Origin of the sequence: Gluconobacter cerinus, assembly GCF_002723935.1 — a bacterium.
In the GTDB taxonomy this organism is placed as follows: domain Bacteria; phylum Pseudomonadota; class Alphaproteobacteria; order Acetobacterales; family Acetobacteraceae; genus Gluconobacter; species Gluconobacter cerinus.
Genome location: NZ_BEWM01000001.1, coordinates 612,788 through 624,806, shown reverse-complemented (window position 1 = coordinate 624,806; position 12,019 = coordinate 612,788). Strand labels below are relative to the sequence as shown.

At 58.8% G+C, this 12,019-nt stretch carries 10 protein-coding genes and 1 pseudogene; 10 read left to right on the top strand and 1 reads right to left on the bottom strand.

Annotated features, from left to right (window positions below; all coding sequences use genetic code 11):
• Positions 1 to 10 precede the first annotated feature (10 nt).
• Entirely contained in the window at positions 11 to 610 is a 600-nt protein-coding gene (locus tag GCE01_RS02875; protein WP_086634017.1) for a hypothetical protein, read from the bottom strand.
• 203 nt (positions 611 to 813) lie between these two features.
• Between GCE01_RS02875 and rimP the strand changes: the two genes are divergently transcribed.
• The 10 genes and pseudogenes from rimP (at position 814) to GCE01_RS02830 (ending at position 12,019) form a co-directional block, all read left to right on the top strand.
• A complete protein-coding gene (gene rimP, locus GCE01_RS02870) occupies positions 814 to 1,431 on the top strand; it encodes a ribosome maturation factor RimP (RefSeq protein WP_046900031.1) in 618 nt (205 codons plus the stop codon).
• A gap of 31 nt (positions 1,432 to 1,462) precedes the next feature.
• Positions 1,463 to 3,010, top strand: coding sequence for a transcription termination factor NusA (gene nusA, locus GCE01_RS02865; protein ID WP_046900030.1), 1,548 nt, complete (start codon positions 1,463 to 1,465; stop codon positions 3,008 to 3,010).
• A complete protein-coding gene (locus GCE01_RS02860) occupies positions 2,940 to 3,662 on the top strand; it encodes an RNA-binding protein (RefSeq protein WP_369690487.1) in 723 nt (240 codons plus the stop codon). Before nusA ends, GCE01_RS02860 begins: the two co-directional genes overlap by 71 nt.
• Positions 3,659 to 4,483 (top strand): annotated as a pseudogene (locus tag GCE01_RS17445) (translation initiation factor IF-2 associated domain-containing protein); the annotation flags it as partial. The gene GCE01_RS02860 and the pseudogene GCE01_RS17445, both read left to right, overlap by 4 nt.
• 84 nt (positions 4,484 to 4,567) lie before the next feature.
• Positions 4,568 to 6,445, top strand: coding sequence for a translation initiation factor IF-2 (gene infB / locus GCE01_RS02855; protein WP_369826521.1), 1,878 nt, complete (start codon positions 4,568 to 4,570; stop codon positions 6,443 to 6,445).
• On the top strand, positions 6,442 to 6,861 hold the full coding sequence (rbfA, locus tag GCE01_RS02850) for a 30S ribosome-binding factor RbfA (protein ID WP_046900027.1): 420 nt from the start codon (positions 6,442 to 6,444) through the stop codon (positions 6,859 to 6,861). The genes infB and rbfA overlap by 4 nt, the downstream gene beginning before the upstream one ends.
• Before the next feature lie 100 nt (positions 6,862 to 6,961).
• The gene (truB, locus tag GCE01_RS02845; protein WP_099210782.1) at positions 6,962 to 7,963 is read left to right on the top strand and encodes a tRNA pseudouridine(55) synthase TruB; all 1,002 of its coding nucleotides are present in this window, start codon (positions 6,962 to 6,964) and stop codon (positions 7,961 to 7,963) included.
• Complete coding sequence (gene rpsO, locus GCE01_RS02840) at positions 7,923 to 8,192, top strand: 30S ribosomal protein S15 (RefSeq protein ID WP_007283842.1); 270 nt, start codon at positions 7,923 to 7,925, stop codon at positions 8,190 to 8,192. The genes truB and rpsO overlap by 41 nt, the downstream gene beginning before the upstream one ends.
• A gap of 193 nt (positions 8,193 to 8,385) precedes the next feature.
• Positions 8,386 to 10,536 carry a polyribonucleotide nucleotidyltransferase gene (pnp, locus tag GCE01_RS02835; protein WP_099210780.1) on the top strand — a complete coding sequence of 717 codons (2,151 nt, stop codon included), beginning with the start codon at positions 8,386 to 8,388 and terminating at the stop codon, positions 10,534 to 10,536.
• A 64-nt stretch (positions 10,537 to 10,600) separates the two neighbouring features.
• The gene (locus GCE01_RS02830) at positions 10,601 to 12,019 is read left to right on the top strand and encodes an NAD(P)H-dependent flavin oxidoreductase (protein ID WP_099210778.1); all 1,419 of its coding nucleotides are present in this window, start codon (positions 10,601 to 10,603) and stop codon (positions 12,017 to 12,019) included.

Here is a 12,019-nt window from a genome sequence, read left to right as displayed (position 1 = left end):
GGGGTGGCCTTTACTGAACAATCACACCAAGCACGATACGCTGACTCAGCGCAGTCAGGCTTGGCAGGGCTTCGGGGCCGAGGGCGGTCATGGCACCAATGGTAAGAGCGGGTGCGTGCGGCATTGTGACAGGATCAATCGTAACCTGTGCGGCTTCGGCAATCGGCAGAATGAGCCGCTGGAATTTTCCTGTCAAAACAACGCGCTGGGTCAATCCGGATACTGTGACATCAACAGTCTGTCCTGTCACGCCTGCCGCATCCAGAACCGGCATTTCCACAAGGCGCATATCGCCACGCTGCACAGCCGCTAAAATCTGGCTTCGCTGTTGGGCATTGAAGCTGGTGGCAGCAAGCGCTTTAGGGGCATTCTGTGCGGAGAGCATGGAAAGCTGAACAGCCGCCTGAAGCGCCGGTGCCGTGCCAACGGCAGCATTGTCTGGCGGAGGAGCGGGAACTGCCGCCTTGGGCGTTGTGGCATGAGTGTAGAAAAATGCCCCGGCCCCAATGGTGACCACGGCCAGAAGACTACCTCCCGCCCAGAGAGGTCGGCTCCGGGGAGCATCCTGCTGCGGAAGGAGATGCGGTTTAGGCTCGGGTTCGGCTGTCATCAGGGCCTCATCTCACCCTGACTACCCGTTCAAGGCAAGCATTCTCCGCACTGATAAATGTAAACAAATCTTTCGATATGCTTATGGGGCTGTATCCCTGTCGTTCTACTTGCATTGCGAGGGTGGAGGGCCTAGATAGAGGTCATTCCATTCATCTTCCGCTTCTTTTCGGGGGGTGGCCCTGACGGGCCGCCTTTTTTGTCTTGTCTCAACAGAACACATCTTCCGGTCTCGAACTGCCTCATCTGACGGGCCTTGAAGCCCGCATTGCGGAGCGGATCGTGCCGACGCTGGCGGACCTGGGCTACGAGCTCGTCCGTCTTTCCGTTCTCGGGCGCGACACCCCGACCATTCAGATCATGGCGGACCGTGCAAACGGCTCCCTGATCTCCGTGGAGGACTGCGAGCAGATCAGTCACGCCGTCGGTGCCATCCTTGACGTGGATGACCCGATTCCAGGCGCATGGATGCTCGAAGTATCATCAGCTGGAATCGACCGCCCTTTGACCCGTGCAAAGGACTGGGAGCGATTCGCCGGACATCTGGCCAAGGCTGAGCTTGATGTTCCGCTCAATGGCCGTCGTCGTTTCTCTGGAACGGTGATGGGCACGCGGGATGGCAAGGGCGTGATTCGTCTGGACGACGGGACTGAAGCGGAGCTGCCATTGGCGGAAGTTCGCAAGGCCCGTCTGATCCTGACGGATGCCCTGATTGAGGCAAGTGCTGCCCTTTCGGGTATCACACCTGAAGCGGAGAGTGACGGCGAGACGCCTCGCGTTCCGAAACTGAATCCGAAGAAGCCGGGGAAGAAGAAACAATGACCCGTCTCATGCTGGCTGGAGGTCCGATCTGATGGACACATCTGTTATCCGCCCTGAACTGCTGCTGGTCGCAGACGCAGTCTCGCGCGAGAAGAACATCGACCGCGAAGAAGTGCTGGAAGCGATGGAGCAGGCCATTCAGAAGGCTGGCCGCGCCAAGTATGGTCACGAGAAGGACATTCGCGCGACCATTGACCGCAAGACGGGCGAAGTTCGTCTCAGCCGCTGGACGGAAGCGGTCGAGCAGGTGGAGAATGAGGACACGCAGATCCCCATTCACATTGCTCGTAAGTTCCAGCCGGAAATTCAGATTGGCGAACATCTCGTTGATCCACTGCCGCCGATCGACTTTGGTCGTATTGCAGCGCAGACGGCCAAGCAGGTTATTGTGCAGCGCGTGCGTGAATATGAACGCAAGCGTCAGTTCAATGAATTCAAGGATCGCGTAGGCGAGATCGTTAACGGTACCGTCAAGCGGACCGAGTACGGCAACATGATGGTTGAAATCGGCAATGCCGAAGGCCTTCTGCGTCGTGATGAACTGATCCCTCGCGAGTCTTTCCGAAATTCGGACCGTATTCGCGCGTATATCTATGATGTACGTGACGAGCCGCGCGGCCCGCAGATCTTCCTGTCACGGACGCACCCGGCATTTCTCGCCAAGCTGTTCGCCCAGGAAGTGCCGGAAATTTACGATGGAATCATCGAGATCAAGGCTGTTGCCCGTGATCCAGGGTCCCGCGCCAAGATGGCTGTCATTTCCCGTGATGCCGCAATTGATCCGGTCGGTGCCTGCGTTGGTATGCGCGGCTCGCGCGTTCAGGCCGTTGTGGCTGAGTTGCAGGGCGAGAAGATCGACATCATTCCCTGGAGCCCGCAGGCTGCAACATTCGTTGTGAATGCGCTGGCACCTGCTGAAGTCACCAAAGTGGTGATGGATGAAGAAGCAGGGCGTGTTGAAGTCGTGGTGCCAGATGAGCAGCTTTCGCTCGCGATCGGTCGCCGCGGACAGAACGTACGTCTGGCCAGCCAGCTGACCCGCTGGGACATCGATATTCTGACGGAGGCCGAGGAATCGGAGCGTCGTCAGGAAGAGTTCCGCAAGCGGACTGGCCTGTTCGTTGACTCGCTGGATGTGGACGATGTGATTGCCAGCCTTCTGGTTACAGAGGGCTTCCACTCCATCGAAGAACTGGCTTATACGGAGCCGGGCGAACTGCATGACATCGAAGGCTTCGATGAGAGTGTTGCCGAAGAGCTGATGCTGCGTGCAAACGAGTATCTGGCTGGCAAGGAACACGAGTTGGACGACAAGCGCAAAGAGCTTGGCGTGACGGACGATGTTGTTGATCTCGGAGTCTTCACGAACCAGATGCTGGTGACGCTTGGTGAGAAGGGTGTGAAAACGCTCGACGATCTGGCGGATCTGGCAGGTGATGAACTCGTGGACATTCTTGGCGCAGACGCCATGGATGAAGATGCCGCGAACGAAGTCATCATGGCAGCCCGTGCCCACTGGTTTGAAGGTGACGAATCGGCTGAAGCCGAAAAGAAGGACGGGGAGTCGACCGACGTCTGATATTTCTGATACTGATAATGGTCCCATTCGCGGTGCTTTAGGGCGCCGCGGTTCAGAGCGCCGCTGCCTCGTGACCCGAGAGCAGAGGCCGCCTGAAAGCATGATCCGTTTCGTGGTCAGCCCGGATAATCGGGTTGTGCCAGATCTGGCTGCAAAGCTGCCTGGTCGGGGAATGTGGTTGAGTGCCAGCCGGGATGTGTTAGATAGCCCCCGCACCCGACAGGCTTTTGCACGTGCTGCAAAGGCCCAGGTGTCTGTACCGGACTGTCTGGCGGATCTCGTCGAGGCGGCACTGGGACAGAGGATGTTGGACGCTGTCAGTCTGGCCCGAAGAGCGGGGCAGGTTGTCTGCGGGTTTCAGAAATGCCGGGAGTGGCTCATTTCCGGTAGGGCAGGGGTGGTGATCCGTTCCGAAGGTGCAAGCCTGGACGAGTTCTCCAGACTGGTGTCGGGCCGGCGATCTCTGCCGGCGGTGACAGTTCCCGATCGCGTCCTGGCTTCGGCGTTCGGCCGGGACCGGGCGGTCTATGCGGTGATGGCGCCGGGTGCGCTGGCACAGCGCCTGATCGCCGAACATGAGAGATTTTCGGGAGTGGCAGGACGTCCACTCCCAGACCCCAAAGGGGTCAGTAAGGAACAGGCGGAACTATGAGCGACGGCAACGAGCGCAACCAGGACGGAACACAGACCCCATCACAGGGCGGCGAACAGAACAAGACTGGCCGCCTGTCCCTACGCCCAGCAGGACGTCAGGAGGTCGGTCGTACAGTCGACGCTGGCTCCGTGCGTCAAAGCTTCAGCCACGGCCGTTCAAAGGTCGTACAGGTTGAAGTTCGCAAGCCCAAGCGCGCAGCGTCCGGTCCGGGTGGCTCGGCTGCTGGCGGCGCACGTGGTGGTCGTGGTGCTGGTGCTGGCGGTCGCGCCCTGACGGCTGCGGAGCTTGCAACGCGTCAGCGCGTTCTGGAAGCACAGCGTAAAGCTGCGGTTGAAGAGGCTGAACGCCGCGAAGCCGAAAAGATCCAGATCATGTCGGCTGCAGAAGCAGCCCGTCGTGCTGAGGAAGAACAGCGTCTTGCTGCAGAAGCAAGAGAAGCTGAAGAAGCAGCGCGCATCGAGCGTGATCGTCAGGCGATCAAAACAGCGGAAGACGCACGCATCTTCGCAGAAGAAGAAGCTCAGCGCGCTGTGCGTCAGGCTGAACGCGAAGCTGAAGAAGCCCAGCGTGCTGCTCCGCTTGATCCGCGCACACATTCAACGGGTGGCGTGCAGCTTGCAGCCCCTGTGCAGCGCCTGCGTCCACTCGCAGAGCGTGCAATCATGCCGGAGCGTCCGGTTCAGACTGCGCGTCCTACACCTGCCGCGCCGGCACAGCCACGTGGTGGTGAGACGCTTCATCTGCGTTCTCCGGCCGCAGCCGCTGGTGGCGAAGAAGAGCGTCGTGCTCCTGCCCGTCGCAGTGGCGGTGGTGCTCCCAGCGGTCCGGCCCAGCGTCGTTCCACGCAACCTTCCCCACGTAAGAGCCCGGGCGGCAATGACCGTCGTAGCGGTCGCATCGACGTGCGCGCAGCGATTGAAGGCGATGACGGCAAAACCCGTTCGCTGGCTTCAGTTCGCCGTCAGCGCGATCGTGAGCGTCGCCAGGCTGAGCTTGAACGTCTTCGTTCTGATCAGGTGCGCGTTGTGCGTGACGTAATTGTTCCGGAAACCATCACGGTAGCCGAGCTGGCCAACCGTATGGCGTCCCGCCAGGGTGATGTCATCAAGTCGCTCATGAAAATGGGCGTCATGGCGACGGCAACCCAGAGCATCGACGGCGATACTGCTGAGCTGATTGTCGAAGAGTTCGGCCATCGTGTGAAGCGCGTTGCTGAAAGCGATGTGGAAATCGGCATCAAGGGTGTTGAAGATCGCCCAGAAGATCTGGCGCCGCGTGCTCCGGTCGTGACCGTTATGGGTCATGTCGATCACGGTAAGACGTCTCTTCTCGATGCACTGCGCTCTGCTGATGTGGCTGGCGCAGAAGCCGGCGGTATCACGCAGCACATCGGTGCGTATCAGGTCACGGCACCTTCCGGGAAGAAGATCACCTTCATCGATACACCGGGCCATGAGGCGTTTACGTCCATGCGTGCTCGTGGTGCATCCGTGACGGACGTGGTCGTTCTGGTGGTTGCGGCTGATGACGGTGTCATGCCGCAGACGATCGAAGCCATTAAGCATGCCAAGGCTTCGAACGCCCCAATCATTGTCGCCATCAACAAGATGGACAAGCCTGGCGCCAACCCAACCCGTGTCCGTCAGGAACTTCTGAGCCATGAAATCGTGGTCGAAGATATGGGCGGTGATACGCAGGATGTCGAAGTTTCGGCACTAAAGCGTACGGGTCTGGACAAGCTGGAAGAAGCTATTCTGCTTCAGGCTGAAATGCTTGATCTGAGAGCCAACCCGGATCGTATGGCCGAAGGTACGGTCATCGAAAGCCGCCTTGATCGCGGACGTGGCCCAGTGGCTTCCGTTCTGGTTCAGAAGGGCACACTGCGTCGCGGCGATATCGTTGTCGCTGGTGCAGAGTGGGGACGTGTTCGTGCGGTTCTCGATGATCGTGGCCGTCAGCTCAAGGACGCTGGCCCATCCATGCCTGTCGAGATTCTCGGCATCGCAGGCGTTCCGGGTGCAGGTGAGCCGTTCGTTGTTGTTGAAAACGACGTCCGCGCTCGTGAGATCAGCGAATTCCGTCAGCGTACCATCAAGGAAAAGCAGGCTGCGACGCAGGTTGCTGCCCGTGGCACACTCGACCAGATGCTGGCTCGTATTCAGGCCGGTGATCAGAAGGAAGTTGCCCTTCTTATCAAGGCGGACGTTCAGGGTTCTGCAGAAGCAATCTCCACGACCGTCCAGAAGCTGGCTCATGAAGAAGTTGCAATTCGCGTCCTGAACGCCAGCGTCGGTCAGATCACGGAAAGCGATATTCAGTTCGCCAAGGCTTCTGATGCCATTATCGTGGCGTTCAACGTTCGTGCGACGACGCAGGCTCGTGAACTGGCGCAGCGTGAAGGTGTGGATATCCGCTACTACTCCATCATCTATCAGGTGGCGGACGACGTAGAGCAGCTCGTGAAGGGCAAGGTTGCGCCCAAGCATCGCGAGAAGTTCCTGGGCTATGCGGAGATCCGTCAGGTCTTCAACATCACGAAGACTGGCAAGGTCGCTGGTTGCTACGTTACCGAAGGCCTCGTCAAGCGTGGTTGTGGCGTGCGTCTGCTGCGTGAGAACGTGGTCATCCATCAGGGTGAACTCAGCCAGCTCAAGCGCTTCAAGGATGACGTCAAGGAAGTGGCTCGTGGGTATGAGTGCGGTCTTTCCTTCGCAGGTTACAATGATCTGCGCGAAGGCGATGTCGTCGAGTGCTACGAGATGGAAGTGATCCCGGCTTGAGCTCACGTTCCAGAAATGACCTGAAAGGCCCGGCCGGCGTTGTTGCCCAAGGGCCGAGCACTCGCCAGCTTCGGGTGGCAGAAGAGGTTCGCCGGACACTGGCGGACATCTTCGCCCGCACGGAGTTTCGTGATCCTGACCTGCTGGATGTTCGCATCACGGTTACGGAAGTTCGGGTGTCCCCGGACTTTGGTCACGCGACAGTGTTCGTGACCCGACTGGGCAGAAGCGATGTGGAAGAAGTTCTTCCTGCTTTAAAGCGGGTTTCTCCCTTCCTTCGCTCCGGGTTGGCCAAGGTGCTTCGACTGCGAAGTGTTCCGGAAATTCATTTCCAGCCAGATACGGCGCTGGACAATGCGATGGAACTGGATCAGCTTTTTCGTTCACCGGAAGTTAGCCGAGATCTGGAAGACTGATTTTGCATAACACCTCTGGCCTTCGGGTCAGGGGTGTTTTTGCATTTACAGGTCAGACTGGTCTATCAGCGCCCGATCATGAGTGAGGGATGCTGGACCAGTGGCAAGAAAACGCGGACGCGAGATTGACGGATGGCTGATTCTCGACAAGCCGCTTGGCCCAACGTCTACGGACATGGTCAATAAACTGCGTTGGGAATTTGACGCGAAAAAAGCGGGCCATGGCGGCACGCTCGACCCCTTGGCCTCGGGCGTCCTGCCGATCGCATTTGGCAAGGCCACGCGAACAATCCCTTATATTATGGATGCGACAAAGCGTTACCGCTTTACCCTTTCTTTGGGGGAAAGCCGCACAACCGATGATCGCGAGGGAGAAGTTCTTGCAACGTCGGTTCATCGTCCAACAGATGATGATCTACGCGCCTGCCTGCCTGCTTTGACGGGCGATGTGATGCAGATTCCCCCCGTGTTCTCTGCATTGAGAGTTGGTGGAAAACGGGCTTACGATCTTGCGCGTGCGGGCCGTCCGCCGGAACTTCCGCCACGCCCGGCCCGGATAGATTCGATAACACTGGTAGAGCGCCCGGATCCAGATACTGCGGTTTTTGAAGTACAGTCTGGCAAGGGCGTTTATATGCGGTCTCTGGCGCGAGACATCGCTCTTGCGTGCGGAACGGTGGGGCATATTTCTGTCCTGCGTCGAACGAAATGCGGGCCGTTTGATCTGTCCCATGCCATGACGATTGACGAGATAGCACTGGACAAATCGACTCAAACTGTGGACAACGCCGATGCTCTTCCGGCTCCTCTGCTGGATGTAGCGACCGCGCTGGTCGACATCCCGGCGCTGGCCGTTACCGAAGCGGAGGGAAGAATATTGATCTGGGGCCAGTCTCTTGACCCCTCGGATCTCACATATTCTCTGCCGGCCGTGTCACAGGAGGGAGACCATCTGTGGCGTGCGATGATCGGAGAGCACGTGATTGGCCTGTGTCACATCCGCGATGGACGGCTCAGGGCAGCACGGATGCTGGAAAACCACGAGTTTTTTGGAGAACACGATGTCGATTACTGCAGAACGCCGCACGGCTCTGATCGCTGAGTACCGCCAGAACGAGACCGACACGGGCTCGCCGGAAGTTCAGGTTGCGATCCTGACCGAGCGCATTGTTAACCTGACCGAGCACCTGAAGACCCACAAGAAGGACTTCCACTCCCGTCGTGGTCTTCTGATGATGGTCGGTCAGCGTCGTAGCATGCTGGACTATCTGAAGCGCAAGGATCAGGCTCGTTACCAGAGCGTGATCGAGCGTCTCGGCCTGCGTCGCTGATACGTCGTCCGGGGGCTTGCCCCCGGACACCCCTGCCATCGGTCTTTCCGGGGGTGGGGTGCGCGACCGGCGTTTCAGGCCACATGGTGTCGTGCCGGGGGCTTCCCGCCACCACCGCCATGCCGTCCGAAACGCTGCTCCGTCACCTGCCGGATGTCCAGATGATGGCTCGTTCCTAATCTAGGAGAACGATATGTTCGATTATTTCCGTAAGGAAATCGAGTGGGCCGGACGCCCGCTTATTCTTGAGACCGGCAAGATTGCCCGTCAGGCTGACGGCGCTGTCATGATCACCTATGGTGACACGGTTGTTCTGTGTACGGCTGTTGGTGCCAAGAGCGTCAAGCCGGGACAGGACTTCTTCCCGCTGACAGTCAACTACCAGGAAAAGGCTTACGCCGCTGGCAAGATCCCAGGTGGGTTCTTCAAGCGCGAAGGTCGTCCGTCTGAGGCGGAAGTGCTGAATGCACGTCTGATCGATCGTCCGCTCCGTCCACTGTTCCCAGACAACTTCCGCAATGAAGTTCAGGTTACAGCTACGGTTCTGAGCCATGACATGGAAAACGATCCGGCGATCGTTTCTCTGATCGGTTGCTCTGCTGCCCTGACGCTATCTGGTATTCCGTTCTTCGGTCCGGTTGCTGCTGCTCGCATTGGTCGCATCGATGGCAAGCTCGTCGTGAACCCGACGCTGTCCGAAGTTAAGGACAGCACGCTGGATCTCGTTGTGGCCGGTACGTCTGAAGGCGTGCTGATGGTTGAGTCTGAAGCCAGTGAGCTTTCGGAAGAAACCATGCTGGAAGCTGTGACCCTGGGTCACACGTCCTTCCAGCCTGTGATTGAAGCCATCATCGCTCTGGCCGAACACGCAGCCAAGGCTCCGTGGGATCTGCCGACGCTGACGAAGGAAGAGATTGCTCTTCGCAAGCGCGTCGAAAAGGTCGGCAACAAGCTGATGGCCGATGCCTACAAGGAGCGCGTCAAGCAGGAACGCTACAAGAAGGTTGCTGAAGCCAAGGACCGCATCAACGAGATCCTTGCTGAAGAAGGTCTCGATGTTGAGCTGGCCAAGCCGATGCTCAAGGAGCTTGAAGCTCAGGTCGTTCGCGGCACCATTCTCAAGACCGGTATCCGCATCGACGGCCGTGACCTGAAGACGGTTCGCCCGATCCTTGCAGAAGTCGGTATCCTGCCGCGCGCCCATGGTTCTGCCCTGTTCACCCGTGGTGAAACGCAGGCTTTGGTCGTTGCAACGCTTGGCACGGGCCAGGACGAGCAGATCATTGACGCGCTTGAAGGCGAGTACCGCTCGAACTTCCTGCTGCACTACAACTTCCCTCCGTACTCGGTGGGCGAGTGTGGTCGTATGGGTTCTCCGGGCCGTCGTGAGATTGGTCACGGCAAGCTGGCATGGCGCGCGCTGCATCCGCTGCTGCCGTCCAAGGAGCAGTTCCCGTACACGATGCGTGTCGTCTCCGAGATCACGGAGAGCAACGGCTCCTCATCCATGGCAACCGTCTGCGGTACGTCCCTGGCGCTGATGGATGCCGGTGTTCCGCTGCCGCGCCCGGTTGCTGGCATCGCAATGGGCCTGATCAAGGAAGATCGTGGCTTTGCAGTTCTGTCCGACATTCTGGGTGATGAAGATCATCTGGGTGACATGGACTTCAAGGTTGCCGGTACGGATCAGGGCATTACGGCCCTTCAGATGGACATCAAGATCACGTCCATTACGCCGGAAATCATGGAGATTGCCCTGGAGCAGGCTCGTGGCGGTCGTATCCACATCCTCGGCGAAATGGCCAAGGCTCTGACGGAAGGCCGTACGGATGTGTCTGGCAATGCGCCGAAGATCACGACGATGTCCGTGCCGAAGGAAAAGATCCGCGATGTGATCGGTTCCGGTGGCAAGGTCATTCGTGAGATCGTCGAGTATTCCGGTGCCAAGGTTGACATCGGGGATGACGGTACGATCACGATCGCTGCGTCCAATGACGAGCAGGCCCAGAAGGCTATCGCCCGCATTGAAGGCATCGTGGCTGAGCCGGAAATCGGCCGCATCTACGATGGTAAGGTTGTGAAGACGGCCGACTTCGGTGCGTTCGTGAACTTCCTTGGGCCGCGTGATGGCCTGGTGCACATCTCCGAGCTGACGCAGGGTCGCGTTGCCAAGACGTCCGACGTTGTCCAGCAGGGCGACGCCGTGAAGGTCAAGGTCATCGGTTTTGATGACCGCGGCAAGGTGAAGCTGTCCATGCGGGTTGTCGATCAGGAAACTGGTGCCGATATCACGGAGAGTGTGGGGGCCAAGGCCGGCCGTCCGCCCCGTCGCGACGCCGAGTGAGTCCTCGGGCGGGGCTCGCAAGGCCCCGCCTTTTTTGTGTGAGTATCGGAGACATCGAGTCCCCATGAAGTTGATCGACACCCTTCGTTTTGGTGGTCAGGATGTTCTGCCTCTCGTCGAGGGGGGCAAGGGTGTTTCTGTCTCCACCGGTACTTCGGCAGGTCATTGGGCCGCTGCCGGCGGAATTGGAACCATTTCCGCCGTCAACGCTGACAGCTACGACGAACAGGGGCGTCCTGTTCCCCAGATTTACCACGGACGGACCCGCCGTGAACGGCAGCGCGAACTGATCCGCTACGCCATCGATGGCGGTATTGCTCAAGCGAAGATTGCCCGTGAGATCTCAGGTGGCAAAGGACGCCTCCATGCCAATATCCTTTGGGAAATGGGCGGCGCCGAAGAAATCATCGAGGGTATCCTTGAGGGCGCTCCGGGCGTTATCAATGGCCTGACCTGTGGTGCAGGCATGCCGTATCGCCTGTCTGATATCGCGATCAAGTACGGCATTCCCTATTACCCGATCGTGTCTTCAGGGCGTGCATTCAACGCGCTCTGGCGCAGAGCGTACAGCAAGGCTCCGGAACTGCTGGGTGGCGTGGTGTATGAGGATCCGTGGCGCGCGGGCGGCCATAATGGTCTCTCCAACACGGAAAACCCATTACACCCGGAAGATCCGTTCCCGCGCGTGCTGGAGCTTCGTCGGGTCATGCGTCAGTATGGTCTGGATAAGACGCCTATCATCATGGCCGGTGGCGTCTGGGCTCTGGAAGACTGGCAGGACTGGATCGGTAATCCGGATCTGGGGCCAATTGCCTTCCAGTTTGGAACGCGCCCTCTGCTCACGAAGGAAAGCCCGATTCCGGAGGCCTGGAAGCGCCGTCTTCTGACGCTGAAGAAGGGGGATGTCTATCTGAACCGCTTCTCTCCGACCGGCTTCTATTCCTCTGCTGTCAACAACAGCTTCATGCATGACCTGCGAGGCCGCTCGGAGCGTCAGGTTGCATACAGCCCGGAAGCCACGGCAGAGCTGGATGCGTCTTACGGCGTCGGTGCACGCAAGCGCGAAGTGTTTGTGTCCTCAACCGACCGTCAGCATATCGCAGGTTGGGAGGCCGCGGGCTTCACCGAGGCGCTCCGTACCCCTGATGATACGCTGGTTTTTGTCACCCCTGACAGCGCCCGTGAAATCCTGGCTGACCAGACGAACTGCATGGGCTGCCTGTCGGCGTGCAAGTTCTCCAACTGGATGCAGCGCGAGCCTTACACCAACGGTCAAAAAGCTGATCCGCGGTCTTTCTGCATCCAGAAGACGCTTCAGACGATTGCGCATGCTCCGAATGACGAGCATGCGGATGATGTGGTTGACCACAACCTGATGTTTGGTGGCACGAATGCCTGGCGCTTCGGAACTGATCCTTTCTATGCGAATGGATTTGTTCCTACAGTTGGTCAGCTCGTGGAGCGTATTCTGACAGGACGATAA

Coding starts and splice junctions, on each gene's coding strand:
- GCE01_RS02875 (WP_086634017.1), bottom strand. CDS start 610: ATGACAGCCGAACCCGAGCCTAAACCGCATCTCCTTCCGCAGCAGGAT.
- nusA (WP_046900030.1), top strand. CDS start 1,463: ATGGACACATCTGTTATCCGCCCTGAACTGCTGCTGGTCGCAGACGCA.
- rpsO (WP_007283842.1), top strand. CDS start 7,923: ATGTCGATTACTGCAGAACGCCGCACGGCTCTGATCGCTGAGTACCGC.
- GCE01_RS02830 (WP_099210778.1), top strand. CDS start 10,601: ATGAAGTTGATCGACACCCTTCGTTTTGGTGGTCAGGATGTTCTGCCT.
- pnp (WP_099210780.1), top strand. CDS start 8,386: ATGTTCGATTATTTCCGTAAGGAAATCGAGTGGGCCGGACGCCCGCTT.